This is a genomic window from Ruegeria arenilitoris (assembly GCF_013030265.1).
Lineage (GTDB): Bacteria > Pseudomonadota > Alphaproteobacteria > Rhodobacterales > Rhodobacteraceae > Ruegeria > Ruegeria arenilitoris_E.
This window is the reverse complement of sequence record NZ_WPZQ01000002.1, coordinates 439,684-462,783: the sequence shown is the minus strand read 5'-3', so window position 1 is coordinate 462,783 and position 23,100 is coordinate 439,684. Positions and strand designations below refer to the sequence as shown.

Sequence of the window (23,100 nt, the reverse complement as noted above, 5' to 3'; positions counted from 1 at the left end):
TGGCCGCGACAGGCATTTTAGGAACTATTGATGCAGCGCTACGAATACAAAGTTGTCCCCGCCCCGCAGAAAGGCACCAAAGCCAAGGGCGTGAAGACACCCGAAGGACGATTTGCCAATTCGATCGAACAATTGCTGAATCAGATGGGCAAGGACGGCTGGGAATATCAACGCGCCGAATTGCTGCCGAGCGAAGAGCGGACGGGTCTGACCGGGTCTGCAACGAACTGGCGCAATGTTCTGGTGTTCCGCCGGGCTGTTGAGATCGAAATCGATGCCGCATCGGTGGCGACCCCCGCTGCAGAGGATGAGGCGCCATTGGCACAGCCGATTCCCGGGCCGGAAGAGGTCAAGGCACCCGCCCCGATTGCGGAAGAAGCAAAAGATCCGCCTTTGTCACTGAAAGGTTCCGAGGAAGAGACGGATCCGTCTGAGAAAAGCAAAGAGTGACGATAGGTGTCGGAGTCTTACCCGTCGGCGACTACAGGTTTTTGGGCGCTTTCTGTCAGTCTAAAGCTAATTGCCTAATCTGAACCATCCTCAGGCAATACGACCATTTTGAAGCTCCAGATTGTCAACTCGATCCAGTCTTTTTCGTGGTAGTCGGAAACCAGAAGGAGCCGGTCGTTGATGAGTCCCCAAGTGAGGACCCCCAATACCTCGTCTTCGGGGAACATAGTGGACAGATCGAGACCAGCAAGTTTTCTGCTGCCGAACCAATCATAAATCTCAGGACTTCCCCCAAGTTGTGCACTGTACCACATCCCTACAGGAGCAAACTGGTCAAGTGGATCTTTGAGCACGAGTTTAGTCGGCACCATAGCGGCAAATCCAAGATCACCCGACAGCGTTACATACCCTGAGCGAACCAGAAAATGCCTGCGGAATGCACATCCTTCAAATTCAAATACAGCCGATAGATTTGCAACTTTATTAGAGCGGCTTTTTGCGATTTTGGTCGAAAGAAGGTGCTCAGAACTCTTAGATTCAACAGAAAAAGTTCCGTACTCCCCGAGGTTGATTTCTTTTGAAACTCGTACTGGTCTAAACCGCTCCGGACATGGCTTACTGCCGATTTCCAGCTGCATCGGTTGCAAATTCGCGACAACCAGTTGCTCTTGATCAAATCCCATTTCCCAAGCACGTGCGGAGACACTGTTACCAGATATCGAGACGAACAGGCCAGACACTACCAAAACACCGGAGAGATGCCGAAATACACGAAGTAGCATTATGGAGTTGCCTCGATTATCGAAATTTCAATGACGCTGGACAGCTTCAAATCAGCCAGAACTGTTCCTTTGCCCTGCTTCAGCTCGAAAGGCAGATCTTTGAGGCGCAAAGTAAGATCCAACACGCCAGCAGCCTCGGACGCACCCTCATCTAGATCTGCTTCGCTTGATCGATGCTCGCTCGTGACATAGCCTAAAGACAGAGCCTGATTGGCGCCCGGACCCAGCACATCTTTGTGATGAATGACTAAATTTCCGATTTCACCTTCAAGCTTGTAAGTAAGCCCTACGAATTCAGGGTAGCTATCATAATCGCAAAAGAAAATTGTGGTCAGAAATTCGACGTTGGAATTCGCTACTAGCTGATCAGCAGTGTAGTTCCTCGTTACGAACCGAGCACTTGTATCTTCGTCCCCGTCGTTTTGCTCTATCTGTCCGCCACGTCGCACGGTAACCCGCTTTGTGTTCCTTTCTGCCTGAAAGAGCTTTGCTAACCCGGCCTGCTCCGGGTTCAAGCGATAGCGCATGTCTAACTTGACTGGCCGTTCCGGCTGCTCGCAGGTATACGCCTCGCCCGGGTCGACGGGTTTCATTTGTGTAGAAATATACCCTGTCCGGACCCAAAGCTGGGGCTTTGCAGAGTCGGCGAGAAGCGTCGAACAACATGTACAAGCCGTAAATAGGCCGCCTAACACACGTTTCATTGAATGAGCTGTCATATCCTATATGAGATAAAAGCTATTGTATTCAAAACAATAGCCTCGCTGTCGAAGTTTGTCGATCTGCCACCGTGCGACCCTGACCTTCAACCGAGTGAAGCAGTTGTCATGGCGCAGGCGATTTTCGCTGAGTGAAACCAGTCCAGGCAGATACACTAAACTCCGATATCCAGCGCCAGTGCGTGGATGCGCGGGACGATATCGCCCAGCGCTTTGTGTACAGCCCTGTGGCGGGCAACGCGGGACTGGCCTTCGAAGGCTGAGGCGCGGATACGGACGTTGAAGTGGCTCTCACCCCCGTCCTGATATCCGGCATGGCCCCGGTGGCTCTCGCTGTCGTCGATCACTTCCAGCTCGCGTGGATCAAAGGCTGCTTGCAGGCGGTCGCGGATTTCGTCAGTCACGCTCATTTTTACGCTCAACGGCAAAATAAATGCCGCTCCCCTCTTCTACTTTCGGCTGCTTAGATTAAACTGCTGCCTCCGAGTCGAAAAGATGCGTTCGTGAGGATGAGCACATGGTGAAGTCAGACCCCTTCGGATTCGATATGTCCGTTTCCAGCGCTAAGAAAAAGAACCCGCGCGGGCGCCGGGGCATGTCGGGTGCGTCGGAAACTTCGGTCCGAATCTGTGATCATGAAGGTTGCAATGAACCGGGCAAGTTCCGCGCGCCCAAAGCGCCGGATGTCCTGGATGATTTCTACTGGTTCTGTCAGCAGCACGTGCGCGAATATAACCAGAAGTGGAATTTCTTCGACGGCACCACCGAGGCCGAGCTGAACGCCCAGCGGTCCAAGGACAAGGTATGGGAGCGGGAAACCAAACCCATGGGTGATCCCGAGGCCCGCGCATGGGCCAGACTGGGCATCGAGGATCCGCATCAGGTGCTTGGCGCAAACAGCACCCAGAACAAGGGTCGCACCTCTGGCGGCGGCGGTCGTCGCCTGCCTCCCACCGAACGCCGTGCAATCGAGATTCTGGAAGCTAACGACAGCTGGACCAAGGCCGAGGTGCGCAAGGCCTATAAGAAGCTGATCAAGGTGTTGCACCCGGATATGAACGGCGGCGACCGCTCGCAGGAAGAGCAGTTGCAAGAGGTCGTCTGGGCCTGGGATCAGATCAAGGACAGCCGAAACTTCAAATAACTCAGCATGGCCCCTTCCCGTTTTAAGGTGTGGTTGGGGCCTGCGTTTCTTTGTTTGAGTGTTTCAGTTCGCCCAGTGCCTGCCGGATAACAGTGTCTGCACCTTGCAGGGCAAGCAGAGCCATGACACCAGCAACTAAGATATCAGGCCAGCCCGTGCCTGTGCCAAACACGCCCAGAGCCGCAGCGAGGACAGCGCAATTGGCGACCACGTCATTGCGTGAGCAGATCCAGACCGAGCGCATGTTGGAATCGCCATCACGCCACGCAAAAAGCAGCGCCAGACAGGCGGCGTTTGCGATCAGGGCTACCATTCCGACAACGCTCATTGTTCCCCATGATGGCACGGTTCCGTTCAGGGTATGCCAGATGACGGTGCCAATGACCCACAAACCGAACAGCCCCATTGAGGCTCCCTTGATCAACGCCGCGCTGGCGCGCCAACGCAGGGACATACCCAGAACGAACAGGCTGATGCCGTAGTTGGCAGCATCAGCAAAGAAATCCAGCGCATCCGCCTGCAAAGCGGCCGAACCGGCGGCGAGGCCGGCAATGATTTCAACCAGAAACATGGTCGCGTTGATCACCAACACGATCCAGAGAACGGTGCGGTACTTACCCGCAGCCACTGCGCCCGAGGCGCAGGTATCATGTGAACAGCAAGGCAAATTGAGTTCCTTTAATCGGGGTTCACATGAGGTATAGTGTCTATAGCAACTATAGGGTCAAGCGATGAAAACTGAGGCCTTCAGAATTGGTGATCTGGCCCGTGACACGGGCACTAAGGTGGTCACCATCCGTTACTATGAAAAGATCGGTTTGCTGCAGAACTCTGGTCGCAGCGAAGGGAATTACCGAATTTATGGTACCGCAGAACTGAACCGCTTGCGCTTTATCCGGCGTTGCCGGGCGCTTGGGTTTTCGCTGGACCAGATTCGGGAACTGGCCGATCTGGCCGAAGATACTGAACGCTCGTGCGCCGAAGTGGATGCGCTGACGAGAAGGCACTTGCGGGACATTCAGACCAAGATCGCGGATCTGCAGGCACTGGAAGAAGAACTACAGAGCATTTCCAGCCAGTGTCAGGGAAGCGGCACGATTTCCAGTTGTCGTATCGTTGAGGCGATCAGTCCGGCGACGTGACTGATTCACAATACTTCAACAGGATTGGCGCCTAGAGAGACGCAATCCCTGTCAGTCACTTTTTGCGAGTTCCAGAATACTGAGCAGGTTATTAGCGCCTTCAACCAAAGTCAGTCCCGCATCTGCCTTTTCCATCGCGGTCAGGCTTGACCACGTACGACCGGTGTATTCGCCTTTGAGCAGCACGGCATCCGCTTCACCCGTCTCGACATCCATGGTCATGCTGAGATCTTCGGTTTCCATCTGAAGTGCGGCAGAGCCGTGCGTCAGCTGTTTAAGCGCTTCGGTTCTTTCTCGTTGAAGTTCGGCTATACGTTGTTGCCTTTCGGCTTCGTTCAGCTCACGCGCATCGTTCATTTCGTTGCGCCATGCCCGCATCGCGGCAAGCACTGCGCCGCCCGCAGTGAGCGGCAACAGAGGTGGGCACAGAACCCCGACGATTACCCCCAGACCAACGCCAGCGCCTACACCATGTTCCAGCGCGCGACCACTCGCCTTCAATCGCATCGAAATCGGCTTTGAGATGTTGTCGGACAGGGTTCCGGACAGTGATTTCTGAAAATTTATGGCCAGTTTAGGGACAGAAGCCGCGCGCGACACGGTGTCGGCCACCCCCTCTTGCAGATTCCCCACAATACCGGGAACGGCGGTCGCCCCTGACTTGGCACCGTCCCAAACGCTCTCTGAAACCGAAGCAATACTGTCGAAGGCACGCGTGAATCTCGAAGCCTTCTGAAAGGGTTTCGCAGGTTGTGGCGCATATTCAGCCAACACCTCGATTTCGACTTTGGCATCCGTCAGATTTGCCTGCTCGATACGCTGCCGAGCGTCCTTGGCCAGCGAAGCCGCGCGATTTACCGAAGCCAGAACCTGATGCACTTCATCTTCGGTGACCGACGACATCTGATCAATCTCGTCAAGCATCGACATGACTGCGATGAAGCTTGGCACATGAATAAGGTGGAACGCCCGGTTCATGCGCCACGACTCGGGATCATTTCGCAACGTACCAGCGACGAAATCCAGATCTTCCGACAATGTGCCCACGGCCCTTTTGAAGTCACGGCTGGATGAAACACGTGCCGTGACAAGCCCGATCAGCGTGTCCAGATTCTCCAGTCTTTCTGGATTGGTAACAGTCTTATTCAATTGCGTTTGGTCCTTGAAATCACTTCGAACAAACAAGTCATATCGGCTGATATCGTGATATTCGAGCGGATAATCTATACCCGACGATTTCGGTGCATGTGCGAGTAGCGTCACCGCATAGTCGGACTGATACCTGAGTGCTTCAATTTGTTAAAAAGCCTTGTTATCGCCTGTCACATGGGTCGCAGACAGGGCCCAAATCTGAACTGTACTGGATTGGCCCAAGTGGAACGCCATATGGAGCATCCGATTTCGCCGATACATACGACTGCTCTTTTGGTCGCCCTAACCTCGGTTCTTTCCTGCTGAGCTATTAAGGAAATCGGATCTCAAACAAAGTGTTCTGCCGCTGAAGTTTCTGAGACCAACACTCTGGCCTCATACGATCTGAGCGCCCGGCGCGCGAGAGACGGGAAACCCTGCCGCAGACTGTCCAGCTTTGATCCGAATATCTCACCCAGTTCCTGCAGGCCCTCGGAGCTCATGGCAACAAGCGCCTCATCACCAAGATACAGACTTTCTGACGGTGCGCCTTCGGCGAATAGTATTTCATGATCATCCAGCAAAACATGAACATATGTCACGCCGTCTTGCGGCTTAGTCATGCGTATCCCAGGCAGCCCAACCAGATGACAAGCTGCGACCAGCGTTTCCGTTTCCCCGAACAACAGTTCGACAAGGGGACCATTCACCAGCATGCGATGCTGTGGTGATACGCGCAGGGTTCGGGACGGTAAATTTGGACCCAAAGCTCCTTTCGCGATCTCAACCGGGCACAATTTCGGGTTCTCTGCCAAACGCTCCGGGCCGAGATGGGAAGATTCCACCCATCGGATCGGTTGCGCCCCCCGATCCATCGTCAGCACGAGGTCGTCCGGTTCGAGCCGCTCGACAGGTACAGGGCCTATTGGTGTATCGATCAACGTTCCAGATGCGAAACACACAACCTCGATCTGAATCGTGATTGTTTGAAATGCTTCGCCTCCAAAAAGATCCCCGGCTGGATTGAGCGCAACCCCTACGCCCCGAACAACAAAGGTATCGGTTACGATATCTCCGGGATCGAGACTATCGTAGTAAGCAGGATCAACTTCATAGGTCCATTCGCCCGTGAAGGGGTTTATCGATGCTGTACCAAAATCCGGAGGATCCGATATTTCCCAGAATGTTCCGATTGGCGTCCAGTTTTGATTTGGAACACCGATGGTGCCGTCGAGATCTCCGGTCGCAGGCAGCGGGGGGTCGCCGGTTACCGTCCCCGTTGTATCACCTGATATCGTGAGGATCACCGCGTCGAACGGATCAATAGGCGTCGAAACCATGACCAATACCCAACATTACCAGCACCAAGTTTGGGCCGCCGGAAACAACAGCGTCAGCTCGAAGGCATATGTGCCACCGCCATAAAACCCAAAAGATTAATCTATTTGAATTTATGATATAGATTTTTGAGCTAATTGACAAATTTGCGCGCATTGTCCGGCGCATACCCGACCGGCTTCAGGTCATCGCTGTAGTCGTCCTCAACTTGTTACAAAGCCTTGTTACGGCCTGTCACATGGGTCGCAGACAAGGCCCATATCCGAACTATACGTGACTGGTCCAAATGGAACGCGATATGGAACATCTGATTTCTCCGGTACATACGACTGCTCTTTTGGTTGCCCTTTGCTCGGCCGTTTTGCTGAGCGGATATCTTGCCCTAAATCTGCGTCTGCCTCGCCTTGGGCTTTGGCCCAGCGCCAGCGGATGGCGGCACCATACCGCCTTTGGTCTGTTCAGGCTGTTTTGCGGAGCAACCGTTGTGTTCGCGCTAAGCGAGGTCTGGATGAACGGCTGGGGTCATTGGATACGCTATGTGATCGGAGTTCCGATCATGGTGCTGTCCTTTGGGATCACCCTGTGGGGCTATCGATTTCTGGGGCTCGACAACACCTATTGCGAAAGCGAAGGGCTGGTGACCGGCGGTATGTACGCCTATTCGCGCAATCCCCAATACGTAACCTCGGTCTTGGCCACGGTTGGTTTGGGGATCGCTAGCGGGTCGTGGGTTACCCTGGCGTTGGCGCTGATCCTTTTTGTGATCTATTTCCTGTTCGTGCTGAACGAAGAGCGTTGGTTGCTGCAGGGCTATGGCCGCGCGTTTCAGGATTATATGCGGTCGACCCCACGATTTGTTGATGAGCGCAGTCTGGTTCGGGTGCGCGAAGCCATTCTTGAATGACCAATATCGCATGACGATAAGGCCAGTTTGAAAGAAACACCCTGCTAGGCCAATGCCTGCGCCGCTTTCCCTTGCCCTTGTCCGCAATATGTTGCACCACACACGGGTTCATACCCGGTGAACGGGCCAAAGGATAAGGACAAGGCATATGGCTGACGGATCGATTGATATCAACGCAAAACCCACCGAAGAAATCTCGGTCCGTGAAGTGTTCGGTATTGATACCGACATGGCAATCAAAGGCTTTGCCGAGCGCAGCGACCGCGTGCCTGCAATTGACCCGACCTACAAGTTCGACCCTGAAACCACACTGGCGATTCTGGCGGGCTTTTCGCACAATCGCCGCGTGATGATTCAGGGCTATCACGGCACAGGTAAATCGACCCATATCGAACAGGTCGCTGCCCGTCTGAACTGGCCCGCCGTGCGCGTGAACCTCGACAGCCACATCAGCCGGATCGACCTGATCGGTAAAGATGCGATCAAGCTGCGCGACGGCAAGCAAGTCACCGAATTCCACGAAGGCATCCTGCCCTGGGCGCTGCGCAACCCCGTTGCCATCGTGTTTGATGAATACGACGCGGGCCGCGCGGACGTGATGTTCGTTATCCAGCGCGTGCTGGAGCATGACGGCAAGCTGACCCTGCTGGACCAGAACGAAATCATCACGCCGAACCCGAACTTCCGCCTGTTCGCCACCGCGAACACCGTAGGTCTGGGTGACACAACTGGCCTCTATCACGGTACGCAGCAGATCAACCAGGCACAGATGGACCGCTGGTCGCTGGTCTCGACCCTGAACTACCTGAGCCATGATGCGGAAACGATGATCGTTCTGTCGAAGGCGCCGCTGTACAACACCGCCGAGGGCCGCAAGACCGTCAGCCAGATGGTTACCGTTGCCGACCTGACCCGGACCGCCTTCATGAACGGTGATTTGAGCACCGTGATGAGCCCGCGGACCGTGATCAACTGGGCCCAGAACGCCGAGATTTTCCGCGATGTAGGCTATGCCTTCCGTCTGTCGTTCCTGAACAAGTGTGATGAATTGGAGCGTCAGACCGTGGCCGAGTTCTATCAGCGCTGCTTTGACGAAGAACTGCCGGAAAGCGCGGCGAGCGTGAGCTTGGGGTGATGGCAAAAAGAGCGATTAGTTCTATATTCGCTCTTTTTTGTTGGTCGGCAACGGCTGTATCGGCCCAATTCCTTTTGCCTTGCGGCAGCGAACGCGTAGAGTATTGGCGAGCGGAAAAACTCTGGGCCGAAGATCAGAGCATTTTTGCGATCTGCACCACACCACCAGGGCTTTCTGTAGAGTATCAAACCGCTGAAAACGAAATCGGTGAATTCATATCGGAAGGCTCTGAAGTCTATTTTGCCGACAGGATTGTACTCCAAGATGGTCAGCCATGGTTAAATCTAAAGATTCCCTCAGGAGCTAATTGCAATAAAACGCTCCTAGAAGGGCGTATCAAACTAGCTCAAATGAGCTGTATGTTCAGACATCAGGACGCCAAATGAGCAAACCAAACGACAACCCCGCAGATCCGTTCAAAAAAGCGCTGGCCGAAGCCACCAAGGTGATGGCTGACGATCCTGAGCTGTCGGTAAGCTATACGGTCGACCCGTCGGGCCTGTCGGGTGAATCGATGCGTCTGCCTCAGGTCAGCCGCCGGATGACCCGTGAAGAGGTATTGCTGGCGCGCGGTACGGCGGATGCTCTGGCGTTGCAGCGCAGATACCATGATGACGCGACCCATAACCGCTATGCGCCTCCGGGTGATATGGCGCGGGATCTCTATGAAGCGATGGAGACCGCCCGGTGCGAGGCGATGGGCGCCCGGGACATGCCCGGAACAGCGTCCAACATTGACGTCAAAATCGGGCATGAAGCGTTGCGGCGCGGGTATGACCAGTGCAAGCAACCTGCCGAGGCACCGTTATCCGTGGCGGCGGGCTATCTGATCCGTCATCTGGCGACTGGGCGCGATCTGCCCCCTGCGGCTGAGAATGTCATGAACCTGTGGCGCGGTTTCATCGAGGAACAGGCCGGTGGCGTGCTGGAGAACCTTGACGAGGTGCTTTCGGATCAGGCCGAATTCGCCAAATTCGCGCGGCAGATGATCAAGGATCTGGGATACGGCGATCAGCTGGGCGACGACCCGGATGAGCTGGATGAGGATCAGGAGGATCAGGCCGAGGACGACGCCGAAGAACGACCCGATCCGGACAGCACTGGTCAGGACGATCAGGACGAACAGGAAGCCGACGCCTCTCCTGAGCAGACTCAGGAAGAGCAGCAGGATCAATCTCAGGCACAGGTCTCGATGGACGAGATGGCCGAGGATGAGATGGGCGAAGAGGCTGAGATGCCCGAGGGCGAGGCTCCGCTGGAGCCACCTGCCCCGCCGCCAGCATCTGAGGCTGATCCGGACTACAAAGTCTATCTGAGCACCTACGATGAGGAAATTGCCGCCGAAGATCTGGCCGAACCGGCAGAGCTGGAGCGGTTGCGGGCCTATCTGGACCAGCAGCTTGAGCCGCTAAAGGGTGCGGTAAGCCGTTTGGCCAACAAACTGCAGCGCCGGTTGCAGGCGCAGCAGAACCGCAGTTGGGAGTTCGACCGCGAGGAAGGTATTCTGGATGCCGGTCGTCTGGCACGTGTCGTGGCGAACCCGACCACGCCGCTAAGCTTCAAAGTTGAAAAAGACACCGAGTTCCGCGACACCGTGGTGACGCTGCTGCTGGATAACTCGGGCTCGATGCGGGGCCGTCCGATCTCAATCGCCGCCATCTGTGCCGATGTTCTGGCCCGGACGCTGGAGCGCTGCAATGTGAAGGTCGAGATTCTGGGCTTTACCACACGGGCGTGGAAAGGCGGTCAGGCGCGTGAGGCATGGCTAAACGATGGACGCCCACAGCAGCCCGGTCGTCTGAACGACCTGCGCCACATCATCTACAAAGGTGCGGACGCCCCCTGGCGCCGTGCGCGACCCAATCTGGGTCTGATGATGAAAGAAGGCCTGCTGAAGGAAAACATCGACGGCGAAGCCCTGGAATGGGCACATCGCCGGATGCTGGCGCGGCGCGAGCAGCGCAAAATCCTGATGGTGATCTCAGACGGTGCGCCGGTCGATGATTCAACTCTGAGCGTTAACCCTGCGAATTATCTGGAAAAACACCTGCGTGACGTGATTGCGATGGTGGAAAAACGAAAGATGGTTGAACTGTTGGCGATTGGTATCGGTCACGACGTGACCCGCTATTACGACCGCGCGGTAACGATCACCGATGTCGAGCAACTGGCGGGTGCGATGACCGAGCAGCTGGCGGCTCTGTTCGACAGCGACCCGCGGGCGCGGGCTCGGGTCATGGGAATGAAGCGGGCCAGCTAGATCCGTTGACGCCGCCCTGCCGGGCAGGATAGCATCCCGAGTAACCAGCCCCAGATTGGCGATCCGGTTGTCGGAGCGTTTCGGGGCTGGGTATTATTGTGCCTGTGGCGAACGGCCTTGTGGTGCAATAACGCGATATCGAAGGGTGGCATCATCTGAAGCTCCTGTTTGTTGCCTCTAATTTGGCAACGGCGCTGCCCTCTCGCTTGAAGACAATCCTGAGAAACCCCCGAGAAACCTTTGGGAATGCCATTGAACCTTGTGGCCCCAATCGAAACGGAGTGTATTCAGCCCATGCGCTATGAGTTTGCAGATTGTATTCTGGACGTTGACCGCCACGTGCTGTTGCGCGGGGGCGAAACCGTTCCGGTTGAACCTCAGGTCTTTGATCTGTTGGAGTTGCTGGTTGAAAGCCCCGGCAAGCTGGTTGCACGCGAAGAGATCATCGAGCGGGTCTGGCATGGTCGCTTTGTCTCAGAATCGACCATAAGCGCCCGCATCGCTGCAGCGCGCAAGGCGGTGGGCGATGATGGCAAGACGCAGCGGATCATCCGGACAATCGTGCGTCGTGGCCTGCAGATGGCGGCTGAAGTCAGCCGTGATTCAGAACCTGCACAACAGAGCGAACATCGAACCCAGCAGCTGAAATACGCCCGGGGTCACGATGGTCAGGCAATTGCATTTGCCGTGTCGGGAGAGGGCCCTCCGGTTCTGAGGGTTGGTTCTATCGTCTATGATCTTGAGGCAGAATGGCGGCTGGCCTCCGAGCGCACCTACGTTAGTGCGATGGACGCAAAGTTCACGATGTTGCGTTACAACAAAAGCCACCAATCCCATTGGGGCGACCCATGCCGGGCCAATTACGAGGGGGTGGCAGAGGATATTCTGGCCGTGACGCAGGCCGCAGGCTTTGATCGCTTTGCCATTGTTTCGGAGTTCGGCGGCATCTTCTCGGCCCTGCAGTTCGCCACGAAGTATCCGGAACGCGTCAGCAGGCTGGCAATAGTTGGTGGCTGGGCCGAGGGGCGTGATCACCGCGAAGGCGTCGCTGGGCCGGATTCGATCCGTAACCTGATCATCGAGGGCTGGAAAAACCCCGGCAGCGGATATGCCGTGGGATCACTGCTGAGCTATTTCCCAGAAGGGCCTTTGGAAACCGTTCGTGAAATTGTGGGCGAGATGCAGGCGCTCTATTCCGTCGAGCAGAAACTGTATCAGCGCGACAGTGGCAACACGGCCTCGGTTCTGCATCTGTTGCCGCAGGTGCAATGCCCTACTCTGGTCCTGCATGGGCGCAACAGTGCGGTACATCCCCTGTCCGAGGCGCGAAAGCTGGCGGCAGGCATTCCCGATGCATCCTTGGTCATTCTGGAAACCGCAAATCACATCCCCCTGCCCGGAAATGACGTCTACGACACCTATATCGAAACGCTGCAAGGCTTCCTGAGCGCCGCAAATGAGTGACGGGCCGAGGTGCTGGACATTTGCCGTCGCAGGCCTCAGGTTCGCCGCATCGAGACAAGAATGAGGCCAGCATGTTCCAGTCCTTCGAAGTTACCGCACGCCCGGAACAGGGGCCGCCACGTCTGGCTGCCCTGCGCGAAGAACTGGCGCGTGAGGGTCTGGACGGGTTTCTGATTCCCCGTGCGGATGCGCATCAGGGGGAATATGTGGCCCCCCGGGATGAACGGCTGGCCTGGCTGACTGGCTTTACAGGTTCTGCCGGGTTTTGTGCAGCGCTTACACATATCGCAGGAGTTTTCATCGACGGGCGCTATCGCACTCAAGTCAAGGCGCAGGTAGCCAGTGACTATACGCCCGTGCCATGGCCTGATGTCAGTCTGAGCGCGTGGCTGAAAGAACAATTGCCGCAAGGTGGCAAGGTTGGATTTGATCCGTGGCTGCATTCTGCCGGGCAGATTTCCGGCGCGCAGAAAGAGCTGAATGGCACCGGCATTGAACTGGTCCGCTGTGACAATCTGGTGGACCGGGTGTGGGAGGATCAGCCTGCCCCGCCGATGAACCCGGTCAAGGCGCACCCGATCGAATTCGCCGGAGAAAGTGCTGACAGCAAGATCAGCAGGCTTGCCGCAGCCTTGAAAGAGGACGGGCATTCCGCGGCAGTTATTACGTTGCCTGATTCAATCATGTGGCTGCTGAACATCCGGGGCTCGGATATCCCGCGCAACCCGGTGGCACATGGGTTTGCGATCCTGCATGAGAATGGCCAGGTTGATCTATTCATGGCCGCGCAGAAACTGGCTGAGCTGGGGGAACATTTCGGCCCCGAAGTGAAGCAACACGAGCCGGGCGAATTTCTGGATGCCCTCGGCAATCTGGCAGGCAAGGTTCAGGTAGACCTCGGCACTGTGCCTCAGATTGTTGCGGACGCACTGGGTGAGCGCATGGTCGATGGTGGCGATCCCTGCGCGCTGCCCAAGGCCTGCAAGAACAAGGCCGAAATTGCCGGCAGTGCCGAAGCGCATTTACGGGATGCGGCTGCGGTGATCGAGCTGCTGTGCTGGCTGGACAAGCAAGCGCCCGGAACCCTGACCGAAACACAGGTTGTCACGCGGCTGGAAGAAAGCCGCCGCAGAGATAATGCGCTTCAGGACATCTCATTCGAAACGATCGCCGGCACAGGGCCGAACGGGGCTATCATGCATTACCGTGTGACCGAAGAGACCGACAGCCGGCTGGAGAGCGGACATCTACTGGTGCTGGACAGCGGCGGTCAGTATCTGGACGGCACCACCGACATCACCCGAACCATCGCGATCGGCGGTGTAGGCGATGAGGAAAAGACCTGCTTCACACGCGTCCTCAAAGGCATGATCGCAATGTCTATGCTGCGCTGGCCTGTTGGTCTGGCGGGCCGGGATATCGAATGTGTCGCGCGACTGCCGCTGTGGCTGGCTGGACAGGATTTCAACCACGGTGTTGGCCACGGTGTCGGAGCCTATCTGAGTGTACATGAAGGACCACAGCGCCTGTCCCGGGTCAGTCACGTTCCGCTGGAACCCGGCATGATCCTGTCAAATGAACCCGGATATTATCGCGAAGGCGCATTTGGCATCCGCATCGAAAACCTTGTGGTGGTCGAAGAGGCGCCGGCTCTGCCAGGCGGCGATGATGAGCGTGCGATGCTGAACTGGCGCACATTGACCTATGTGCCGATAGACCGGCGACTGATCGTGGTGGACATGCTGACACGTGAAGAACGGTCCTGGCTGAACGCCTACCATCAGGACGTTGCAGAAAAAATCAGGCCAAGGCTGGGCGATGACGCGCAACTGTGGTTGGATGCCGCAACCGCGCCGGTCTGACACCGGGCTGTTACATAGAAAGGGCAAAGGAGAGGCCCTGATACGACGAAGGAAGGAGCAGGAATGACTGATCACATCACGATCCGCAAAGCGCCGGGTAAATGGAGTGTACGCTCGGGCGGTGCAATTCTGGGCGAAACGACCAATGCGCTGGAGTTGCTTGAAGGCGATTTTGAACCCGTGATCTATTTCCCGCGCTCGGACATCGCGATGGCCTTTCTGGATCGCACCGACAAGGTGACCCACTGCCCGCACAAGGGCGATGCCGCGCACTTTTCCATCGTGAACAAGTCGTCCGTGACTGAAAACGCCGTCTGGAGCTATGAAGATCCGATCCCGGCGGTTGGTGAAATCAAGGATCATCTTGCCTTTTATGCCGGAGATTCGGTGAAGGTCGAACAGCTCTAGACCCGTTACCGGGACCGCACGGAGCTGGAGATGTCTACACCACCCTCCTCATCAACCATCTATTTCTATGCACAGACTGACGCATATTCGGAGTTCTCGAACTTCGCGCCTTTTGGCGTGTCAGTTGAAGACCAATGGTGGCGTACCGTCGAGCACTATTTTCAGGCGCAGAAGTTCCATAACGCGGAGTATCGGGAACGCATCCGGCTAAGCAACAAACCGAAAGATGCCAAAGCCCTTGGCATGACCCGTAAGATTCCTCTGAGGGATGACTGGGAGGAAGTTAAGGACCAGATCATGCTGGAAGCGGTGCGTATCAAGTTCAAAACTCACGTCGACCTGAAAGTTCTGTTACTTTCGACCGGTGACGCGCAGATTGTCGAGAATGCACCGATGGATTCATATTGGGGATGTGGTCCCGATGGGAACGGGCTGAACAAACTTGGCGAAATTCTAATGCATGTAAGGGATGAGCTAAGGCAGAAAGAAAGTCAGGAAGATGCAGACAGTCAAAGGTGATTTGATCCAACTCGCGCTGGATGGCGAGTTTGATGTCATAATCCACGGCTGCAACTGCTTTCACACGATGGGTGCGGGGATTGCCAAGCCAATTGCGCAGAAGTTTCCCGAGGCCTTGGAGGCGGACAAAACGACCCCATATGGCGACAGGGCAAAGCTGGGCACGATATCGACAGCTCAGATCCAGAGGGCAGATACCCGGTTCACCATTGTGAACGCCTATACTCAGTTCAGTTGGAAAGGGCGTGGGCTGAAGGCCGATTACGATGCTATCGAAAACTGTTTTCGCCTAGTGGCACAGAGTTATGCAGACGCGCGGATCGGATATCCATTGATCGGAGCGGGACTTGCAGGCGGTGACTGGTCGGTCATTGCACCGAGGATCGAAGACGCGCTTACGGGACTTGATCACACTCTGGTGGTGTTCTCAGCCTAGAGGTCCTCAGGGGACCTTACTCAGGTTCATCGGTTTTCTTAAGAATGCTCTTCCGCCGCAGTCGCGGCCAGTGCGCGATTGTAAGCTTTGAGCGCGTCCACGTGATAGAGTGCGCCTACGGGGTCTTCGGCACCGTCTTCGTCCACGATGACAACCGGGATGCACGGGATGTCATCGCGATCGAAATAGGGCATCGCCGCTTCGAGTGTCGCGCTGGCCTGCACGCAGAGACCCTGATCGATCAGTTCCTGCGCCTCTTCCTTGCTGATTGAACGTGCATCGCCCAATGGGCGCATCACTGCACCGGCACGCATCATCGCCAGAAGATAGGCTTGCGGACCGGCTGCAAGGTGGACATTGCGGCGTTCAAGCTGTGTCAGGAAGAAGGACCGGTCCACAAGGCGCGAGGCCAGTGCTGTGGACATCGAAACCGACACCATCACGGCCAGACCAATCTGCCAGTCCCCTGTCAGTTCGAAGACGATCAGCGTGGTCGAGATTGGCGCTCCCAGTACTGCCGCAGCAACTGCACCCATGCCAGCGAAGGCATATAGCGTATGGGTGCCAGAGACATCCGGCAGCAACCCGGTGGCAATCAAACCAAAGGCCAGGCCCGTCAATGCACCGATCATCAGCGAGGGTGAGAAGACGCCACCGCCCATGCGCCCACCCATTGTGATTGCGACGGCCACGGTTTTTATGACGGCAAACAGGATTGCCGTGGTCAGTACAAGATCACCGGTCAGCGCGCGAATCGTGGTCTCGTACCCCACGCCGATAATGTGCGGGAACCAGACAGCAAGAACGCCGAGCATTGCACCGGACACCGCAGGGCGAAGCCATCGCGGCAGGGACAGGCGGTTTTGCACATGCGTTCCGATATCTTCGGCAAAGAAGATCGAGCGCATCAGCAGCAAAGATACCAAACCGCAGATCAGGCCGAGGATCAGGAAGGCGGGCAGTTCCACATAGAATTGCAGCGATCCCGGTGTTTCCAGTGTGAACTCGGTGACGTCACCATATTCGAGACGGTTGATGACCGTGCCCGCAACCGATGCGATCACGATCGGGGCAAATGCATGTACTGCAAAGTGGCGCAGCACCACCTCAAGCGCAAAAAGCGCGCCGGCAATGGGGGCGTTGAAGCTTGCCGAAACGGCAGCGGCGACCGCACAGCCCAACAGGTCACGACCGGTGATGCCGTCTGCGTGGATCCGGTTGCTGACCCAGGTGGAGATGACCCCTGCCATATGGACCACCGGCCCTTCCCGGCCCGTCGATCCACCCGAACTGAGCGTGATGAGCGAGGCGAAGAAGGAGGCGATCCCCGCCTTGGTCTCGACCCTGCCGTCGGTGACGGCAGCGCCTTCGATCACATCGGCGACCGATCTTACGCGCCCATCATCGGTGAACCGGTGCAGGATGATCCCGACAATCAGCCCGCCGATTACCGGCGTAATGAAGATCAGGAACCACGGCAGCTTTTCAGCATGGCTGTGCAGCAGCAGGATATCTTCGGTCTGATAGACATAGGCCTGCAACGAGCGAATGGCTTTGCGGAAGCCGAGCGCCATGAACCCGGCAGCGATCCCAATGGCCAGAGCGATGAACCAGAACTGTATCTGACTGGGGCCACGCCGCCGCATGACCCGCCAAGCGTCCTTGATCGCGGCCAGAGCCTGATTGAGCTGGTTGCGCAGAACGGTGCGGGTCGACTGGGTCATTGGCCCTCTGGGAATACCTTATGACCCTTAGTAAGCTACGGAGCACGCATATAAAAGACGGTTAACGACAGTCTGCGAACCAGGAAACGTCAGGCTTGCAATAATGCACGGGCTGCAGCGCGGGCCTCATCCGTGATGGTGTCCCCGGCAACCATGCGGGCGATCTCATCCACGCGATCCGGGTCGGCCAGAGGAATCACCGTTGATAGGGTCTGGCCGTCAGTCACTTGTTTCTGCACCCGCCAGTGGTGCGCGGCACGGGCGGCTACCTGCGGCGAATGCGTAACCACAAGCACCTGACCACCCTGAGCCAGTGATGCGAGGCGCCGCCCAACCGCATCCGCAGTCGCGCCGCCAACACCACGGTCAATCTCGTCAAAGATCATGGTTCGGGCGCTGTCGTCACCGCTGAGGCAAACTTTCAACGCCAGCAGGAAGCGGCTGAGCTCACCCCCTGATGCGATCTTGTTCAACGGACCTGAGGGGGCGCCGGGATTGGTGGCAACGGTGAATGCAACTGCGTCACACCCCTCGGGGCCGGGCTCTGCCGGGGTGATTTCGGTCTGAAACACTGCGCGTTCCATTTTCAGCGGCGCCAGTTCTGCCATTACAGCCGCGTCCAGCTGACCTGCAGACGCCCGACGCGCATTGCTGAGACCTGCGGCAGCCGCGTCATAAGCAACCTGAGCTGCTTCGACTGCAGCCCGCTTGTCCACCAGATCGGCGTCACCCGCCTCAAGCCGGTTCAGCCGGTCACGCAGTGTGTCTGCAAATGGCCCCAATTCATCCGGGGCGACATCATGCTTGCGCGCCAATGCGCGGATCGCAAACAGGCGTTCTTCGGCGGCTTCAAGCTCGGCTGGATTGAAATCCAGTGCCTGCAGGCAGGCATTTACACCATCCTGTGCCTCGCCCAGCTCGATCATCGCACGCCCAAGAGCCGCGATGGGATCTTCCAACTGTCCGCCGGCACTATCGGATACGCCTTCCAGCCAGCGTATCGCGTCAGACATTGCGCCCTCGGCCCCTTCACCGCCCAAGAGACCAAAGGCTCGGGCAACGTCATCGCGAATACGTTCGGCCCCCTGCATCATGCGGCGGCGCGCATCAAGATCAGCGTCCTCACCCGGTTGCGGATCGAGCTGGTCGAGCTCTGCAACAGCGTGACGCAGGAATTCTTCTTCGCTGCGCACAGCCTCAAGCGCGGCTTCGGTTTCAGCCAGCGCCTTTCGGGTGCGCGACATCTGAGACCATGCAGCGCGAACAGCAGCGAGGTGATCCCCCGCCCCGGCATAATCGTCCAGCATCGCGCGGTGACCACGCGGATTGAGCAACCCGCGGTCGTCATGCTGGCCATGCAGCTCGATCAGCGTTTCTGACAAAGCGCGCAGCACCTCGCCCGAGCATCGACGGTCATTGACCCATGCGGTCTTGCGCCCTTCGGCTGTGTTCACGCGGCGCAGGATCAATTCCTCGCCACCGGGCAAACCGGCCTCGGCCAAAATCTCATGTGCAGGATGATCTTTGGAGAGTTCGAACTCTGCCACGACCTCTCCCTGAGCAGCACCTTGCCGGACAAGTTCGGCTCGACCGCGCCAGCCCAGCACAAAGCCCAGCGAATCCAGAAGAATGGACTTGCCCGCGCCGGTTTCGCCGGTCAGTGCGTTCAGACCCGGCTGAAACGAGAGTTCCAGCCGGTCAATGATCAGCATGTCGCGGATATCAAGGGCGCGAAGCATCGGGTCTTTAGCGTCCCAAGCCTTTAGCCATGGCGACTACAACCACTCACCCTTGACCGTCTGGCGATAGATCTGGCTGAGCCAGTTGTTGCCACGGCTCTTGAGATCCAGACCACGAGAGGTCAGCAGTTTGTAGCCGGCATCGTACCATTCGGAAGACTGGTAGTTGTAACCCAGAATCGCACCTGCCGATTGTGCTTCATCCACCAGGCCAAGGGACAGATAAGCCTCGATCAGTCGATAAAGTGCCTCAGCCGTATGCGAGGTGGTCTGGAAATCCTCGACCACGACGCGGAATCGGTTGATTGCGGCGGTATAATGATCCTGACGCAGGTAGTAGCGCCCGATCTCCATTTCCTTGCCCGCCAGGTGGTCGAAGGCCAGATCGAATTTCAGGACCGCCGAAGTGGCGTATTCGCTGTCGGGGTAGACTTCGATAACGGTACGCAGCGACTGCAGTGCCTGGAAGGTCAGGCCCTGATCGCGGCCGACTTCGTCGATCTGATCATAATAGCTGAGCGCCAGCAGGTACTGGGCGTATGCAGCATCTTCGTCGGTAGGATAGAAATCGATGTAGCGCTGTGCCGATGCACGGCTTTCTTCGTAGTTCTTGTCCGAATGGAACGAGAACGCCTGCATGATCAGCGAGCGCTTGGCCCAGTCCGAATACGGATACAGACGCTCTACCTCGGAGAAATACCACGCGGCATCGTCCGGGCGACTTTGCGCCAGTTCGTATTCACCGCGGGTGTAAATCTGTTCGGGTGTATACCCTTCAAGATTCTGCGTGCGATCTGCGCCTTTATTGCCAAACAGCCCGCCTGCATTGCCGCATGCTGTCAAAGTAGCCGCCAGAAGAATCGCACTCGCAAGCCTGACTGCCGCTTTGCTGCCAACCATACCGCCCATCCTAGTCGTCTTGTCTCTTTGGGTAACCCCGGATTGGGCTTCGGTCTAGCACATAAAATTCCGGTGCAAAACGCCTTATCCGCGCTCTGGCATAATTGTCGCCAGAGTTGATCAGATCACGCTACTTCGGGGATTTCGCCCATAACAAGGCCTTGCCCGGGCAAACGGGCAGCCTGTTCCGGCGTGCAAAGAACCGGACGAACCGCGCCAGGCGTTTCGAACAGCTTACGCAGCAGCGTATTTGTCATCGAATGCCCGGATTTTTCACCGACGAAATGGCCGAGAATCGGTCCACCCGCCAGATAGAGATCACCCAGCGCATCGAGCATCTTGTGGCGCACCGCCTCATCCGCGTGGCGGAAGCCACCGGGTGTCAGTACCTCGTCACCCTGCACAACAACAGCATTATCCAACGTGCCACCCAGAGCCAGCCCGTTGTCACGCATTGCTTCGACATCGGTGCGACGGCAGAAGGTCCGGCAATCGGACAATTCGCGTGCGAAAGCACCGTTGCGCATATCCAGCGTCTTAGTCTGGCTGCCGATCGCATCATCTTCGAATTCGATGTGGAATTCGATCTCAAGCCCATCGGCAGGGCGGATCGACGCACGCGCACCTTCACGCTCGACCGTAATCGGCTTGAGCACTTCGTAGGCCAGAACCGGGCTAGCCTGACGGCGGACGCCTTTCGACATGATGCCGCGCACAAACTCGATCGACGACCCGTCCATGATCGGAACTTCGGGTCCGTCGATTTCGATCAGCGCGTTGTGCACGCCGCAACCGGCCAGCGCGGCCATGATATGCTCGATTGTTGAAACAGACACACCGGCATCGTTCACGAGGCGGGTGCAGAGCGGGGTCCGCTCGACCACGTCATAGATCGCAGGGATCAGCGCATTGCCCAGTTCGATATCCGTCCGCTTGAACCAGATTCCATGCCCGGCGGCTGCCGGTTTCAGGACCATGGTCGCAGGCTTGCCGCTGTGCAGCCCGATGCCTTTGAACGTGACCGAAGATTTGAGCGTATGTTGCAAAATGAACCTCAGCGAGTGGTGTCCAGCCTGTACGACTGTGTTGGACCCTCAGTTAAGGAAGCGCGGATCAAGGCTCAACTCACTCTTTGTAACTGAATGAAACAGTTCTGCAACAGATCGGCAAAACCCTGCTTACCCCCCCTTACAAGCCTGTAAACAAACAAAAAAGAGCCGCCAAACGGCGGCCCTTTGTTAAGATTTTGTTACCGCGATCAGTTGGCCTGACGGCGTAGGAAAGCCGGGATTTCGATACGTTCCTGCTCGGGATCAGCTTCGTCTTGCGCAGGTGCCGTAGCGTCAGCCTGGCGCATCACGGGCTGCTGACGCACTGGCTGAGCCGGTGTATCAGCGGCATGACCTGTCATGCGATCGATCAGACGATTGAACCCGAAACGGGGGCGATCATGGCTTTCAGCCTCTGGCTGACGCGGCGCGGCATCAGCCACTGGCTGTTGCGCAACCCGCGGGCGATGCCCGTTTGACGGGGCGTTCTGAACCGCTGCCTGCAGACGCTGCAGAGCCTCTGGCGAAGGTGTACCAGGCGCTGGTGCGCGAGGGGCAACGTAGCTTTCCGGTTCAGGTTCAACTGCCTCGGGCTGCGGTTCGAATTCAGCCACGCGCGGTTGATAGGCTGGCGGCGGAAGTCCGTCGTCATCCTGCTGCTGAGCAGCTGGAGGCTCGAATTGCGATGTGGTCGGCGCTGGCTCTTCGCTCGCTTCAAACAAGGAAGGCTCGCGGTTCACTTCGGGTTGCTGGACCGGATCGGCAACTTCGATGTTTACCTCGTCCTGTACCGGCTCTTCGGCAGAAACGGTACGGGTCAGCGGTGCAGACATCGAGCGGCGCGCGACCGGAACTTCGGCCTGCGTTTCGCTTGCGTCGATACCGGTTGCAACAACCGAAACCCGCATCTTGCCTTCCATCTCGGTGTCGAGCGTCGAACCAACGATGATGTTTGCCTCGGGGTCCACTTCCTCGCGGATGCGGTTTGCGGCTTCGTCCAGCTCAAACAGGGTCAGATCATGCGACCCGGTGATGTTGATCAGCACGCCTTTGGCACCCTTGAGGCTAATCTCGTCCAGCAGCGGGTTGGCAATCGCCTTTTCTGCGGCCTGGATGGCGCGATCTTCGCCTTCGCCTTCGCCGGTTCCCATCATGGCCTTACCCATCTCGTCCATCACCGCGCGAACGTCGGCAAAGTCGAGGTTGATCAGACCCGGGCGGACCATCAGGTCGGTAACACCTTTGACGCCCTGATGCAGAACATCATCCGCCATCGAGAATGCCTCGGTGAAGGTGGTCTTTTCGTTGGCAAGACGGAACAGGTTCTGGTTGGGGATGATGATCAGCGTATCGACAACCTTTTGCAGCGCCTCAACGCCGTCTTCGGCCTGACGCATACGCTTGGCGCCCTCAAACTGGAACGGCTTGGTTACGACACCAACGGTCAAAACCCCCAGCTCGCGCGCTGCCTGCGCGATGATCGGCGCGGCGCCGGTCCCGGTGCCACCGCCCATGCCGGCAGTGATGAAGCACATGTGTGCGCCCGCCAGGTGATCCACGATCTGTTCGATGCTTTCTTCGGCAGCGCTTGCACCCACCGAAGGACGTGCGCCTGCACCCAGACCTTCGGTAACTTTCACGCCCAGCTGCACCCGCGCTGACGAACGGCTTTGCTGCAGTGCCTGTGCGTCTGTGTTGGCGACCACAAAATCGACGCCGTCCAACTGTTTTTCAATCATGTTATTGACGGCGTTTCCGCCTGCACCGCCAACGCCAAATACCGTAATCCGAGGCTTCAGTTCGTCGTGCCCGGGCATCGAAAGATTCAATGTCATGCTCTGTCCGCCTGTATTTATGTTCCCGCCAAAGCGGTGTTTTTCTTACCTATCCGCCTTTGATTCTACCTTTCGAATCCACAAAGGTCACGCCAAAAATCGCGCGAACCCACAAAATATGGAAGAAATAAGGCCTGATCCGGCGTCATTTTGCTGTGA

23 protein-coding genes are annotated in these 23,100 nt (G+C 57.1%); 12 read left to right on the top strand and 11 right to left on the bottom strand.

Annotated features, from left to right (window positions below):
* The first annotated feature begins 30 nt into the window (after positions 1-30).
* On the top strand, positions 31-450 hold the full coding sequence (locus tag GOX61_RS05180) for a DUF4177 domain-containing protein (protein ID WP_170331782.1): 420 nt from the start codon (positions 31-33) through the stop codon (positions 448-450).
* 74 nt (positions 451-524) lie between these two features.
* Here GOX61_RS05180 and GOX61_RS05175 read toward each other — a convergent pair whose 3' ends face one another.
* From GOX61_RS05175 to GOX61_RS05165, 3 genes are all read right to left on the bottom strand, one after another.
* Positions 525-1,232, bottom strand: a complete 708-nt coding sequence (locus tag GOX61_RS05175; RefSeq protein ID WP_170331780.1) for a hypothetical protein — start codon at positions 1,230-1,232, stop codon at positions 525-527.
* The gene (locus GOX61_RS05170) at positions 1,232-1,825 is read right to left on the bottom strand and encodes a hypothetical protein (protein WP_170331779.1); all 594 of its coding nucleotides are present in this window, start codon (positions 1,823-1,825) and stop codon (positions 1,232-1,234) included. Before GOX61_RS05170 ends, GOX61_RS05175 begins: the two co-directional genes overlap by 1 nt.
* A gap of 281 nt (positions 1,826-2,106) precedes the next feature.
* Positions 2,107-2,361, bottom strand: a complete 255-nt coding sequence (locus GOX61_RS05165; protein ID WP_155147405.1) for a BolA family protein — start codon at positions 2,359-2,361, stop codon at positions 2,107-2,109.
* 107 nt (positions 2,362-2,468) lie between these two features.
* Between GOX61_RS05165 and GOX61_RS05160 the strand changes: the two genes are divergently transcribed.
* Entirely contained in the window at positions 2,469-3,095 is a 627-nt protein-coding gene (locus GOX61_RS05160; protein ID WP_155147403.1) for a J domain-containing protein, read from the top strand.
* 22 nt (positions 3,096-3,117) lie between these two features.
* Here GOX61_RS05160 and GOX61_RS05155 read toward each other — a convergent pair whose 3' ends face one another.
* Positions 3,118-3,723 carry a cation transporter gene (locus tag GOX61_RS05155; RefSeq protein WP_367646939.1) on the bottom strand — a complete coding sequence of 202 codons (606 nt, stop codon included), beginning with the start codon at positions 3,721-3,723 and terminating at the stop codon, positions 3,118-3,120.
* Positions 3,724-3,826: 103 nt separating this feature from the next.
* Between GOX61_RS05155 and GOX61_RS05150 the strand changes: the two genes are divergently transcribed.
* Positions 3,827-4,237 (top strand): MerR family transcriptional regulator, encoded by a 411-nt coding sequence (locus GOX61_RS05150; protein ID WP_170331775.1) that lies wholly within the window; start codon positions 3,827-3,829, stop codon positions 4,235-4,237.
* Positions 4,238-4,288: 51 nt separating this feature from the next.
* On the opposite strand, the gene GOX61_RS05145 is transcribed toward GOX61_RS05150, so the two are convergent.
* Together GOX61_RS05145 and GOX61_RS05140 are read right to left on the bottom strand one after the other, a co-directional pair.
* Positions 4,289-5,386, bottom strand: coding sequence for a hypothetical protein (locus tag GOX61_RS05145; RefSeq protein WP_170331773.1), 1,098 nt, complete (start codon positions 5,384-5,386; stop codon positions 4,289-4,291).
* Positions 5,387-5,715: 329 nt separating this feature from the next.
* Positions 5,716-6,708, bottom strand: coding sequence for a Hint domain-containing protein (locus GOX61_RS05140; RefSeq protein WP_217353761.1), 993 nt, complete (start codon positions 6,706-6,708; stop codon positions 5,716-5,718).
* A 296-nt stretch (positions 6,709-7,004) separates the two neighbouring features.
* Between GOX61_RS05140 and GOX61_RS05135 the strand changes: the two genes are divergently transcribed.
* From GOX61_RS05135 to GOX61_RS05095, 9 genes are all read left to right on the top strand, one after another.
* Positions 7,005-7,610: a methyltransferase family protein gene (locus GOX61_RS05135; protein ID WP_170331771.1), complete on the top strand. Its 606-nt coding sequence runs from the start codon at positions 7,005-7,007 to the stop codon at positions 7,608-7,610.
* Between the two features lie 148 nt (positions 7,611-7,758).
* Positions 7,759-8,745, top strand: coding sequence for a cobaltochelatase subunit CobS (cobS, locus tag GOX61_RS05130; RefSeq protein WP_155147392.1), 987 nt, complete (start codon positions 7,759-7,761; stop codon positions 8,743-8,745).
* Positions 8,745-9,131, top strand: a complete 387-nt coding sequence (locus GOX61_RS05125) for a hypothetical protein (RefSeq protein ID WP_170331769.1) — start codon at positions 8,745-8,747, stop codon at positions 9,129-9,131. Before cobS ends, GOX61_RS05125 begins: the two co-directional genes overlap by 1 nt.
* The gene (gene cobT, locus GOX61_RS05120; RefSeq protein ID WP_170331766.1) at positions 9,128-11,005 is read left to right on the top strand and encodes a cobaltochelatase subunit CobT; all 1,878 of its coding nucleotides are present in this window, start codon (positions 9,128-9,130) and stop codon (positions 11,003-11,005) included. Before GOX61_RS05125 ends, cobT begins: the two co-directional genes overlap by 4 nt.
* Positions 11,006-11,251: 246 nt before the next feature.
* Positions 11,252-12,469, top strand: a complete 1,218-nt coding sequence (locus tag GOX61_RS05115) for a winged helix-turn-helix domain-containing protein (RefSeq protein WP_217353760.1) — start codon at positions 11,252-11,254, stop codon at positions 12,467-12,469.
* Between the two features lie 71 nt (positions 12,470-12,540).
* A complete protein-coding gene (locus GOX61_RS05110) occupies positions 12,541-14,331 on the top strand; it encodes an aminopeptidase P family protein (protein WP_170331763.1) in 1,791 nt (596 codons plus the stop codon).
* Positions 14,332-14,394: 63 nt separating this feature from the next.
* A complete protein-coding gene (locus GOX61_RS05105; RefSeq protein ID WP_170331761.1) occupies positions 14,395-14,739 on the top strand; it encodes a DUF427 domain-containing protein in 345 nt (114 codons plus the stop codon).
* Between the two features lie 30 nt (positions 14,740-14,769).
* Positions 14,770-15,258, top strand: coding sequence for an NADAR family protein (locus GOX61_RS05100; RefSeq protein WP_170331759.1), 489 nt, complete (start codon positions 14,770-14,772; stop codon positions 15,256-15,258).
* Entirely contained in the window at positions 15,239-15,694 is a 456-nt protein-coding gene (locus GOX61_RS05095) for a macro domain-containing protein (protein WP_170331756.1), read from the top strand. The genes GOX61_RS05100 and GOX61_RS05095 overlap by 20 nt, the downstream gene beginning before the upstream one ends.
* A 38-nt stretch (positions 15,695-15,732) precedes the next feature.
* Here GOX61_RS05095 and GOX61_RS05090 read toward each other — a convergent pair whose 3' ends face one another.
* The 5 genes from GOX61_RS05090 to ftsZ all read right to left on the bottom strand — a co-directional run bounded on the left by GOX61_RS05090 (position 15,733) and on the right by ftsZ (position 22,941).
* A complete protein-coding gene (locus GOX61_RS05090) occupies positions 15,733-17,418 on the bottom strand; it encodes a chloride channel protein (protein ID WP_155147374.1) in 1,686 nt (561 codons plus the stop codon).
* An 89-nt stretch (positions 17,419-17,507) separates the two neighbouring features.
* Positions 17,508-19,157, bottom strand: a complete 1,650-nt coding sequence (gene recN / locus GOX61_RS05085) for a DNA repair protein RecN (protein ID WP_170331754.1) — start codon at positions 19,155-19,157, stop codon at positions 17,508-17,510.
* Positions 19,158-19,193: 36 nt separating this feature from the next.
* On the bottom strand, positions 19,194-20,057 hold the full coding sequence (locus GOX61_RS05080; protein ID WP_155147370.1) for an outer membrane protein assembly factor BamD: 864 nt from the start codon (positions 20,055-20,057) through the stop codon (positions 19,194-19,196).
* 125 nt (positions 20,058-20,182) lie between these two features.
* Positions 20,183-21,103 carry a UDP-3-O-acyl-N-acetylglucosamine deacetylase gene (gene lpxC / locus GOX61_RS05075; RefSeq protein WP_155147368.1) on the bottom strand — a complete coding sequence of 307 codons (921 nt, stop codon included), beginning with the start codon at positions 21,101-21,103 and terminating at the stop codon, positions 20,183-20,185.
* A gap of 212 nt (positions 21,104-21,315) precedes the next feature.
* The gene (gene ftsZ, locus GOX61_RS05070; RefSeq protein WP_170331752.1) at positions 21,316-22,941 is read right to left on the bottom strand and encodes a cell division protein FtsZ; all 1,626 of its coding nucleotides are present in this window, start codon (positions 22,939-22,941) and stop codon (positions 21,316-21,318) included.
* Positions 22,942-23,100: the final 159 nt, after the last annotated feature.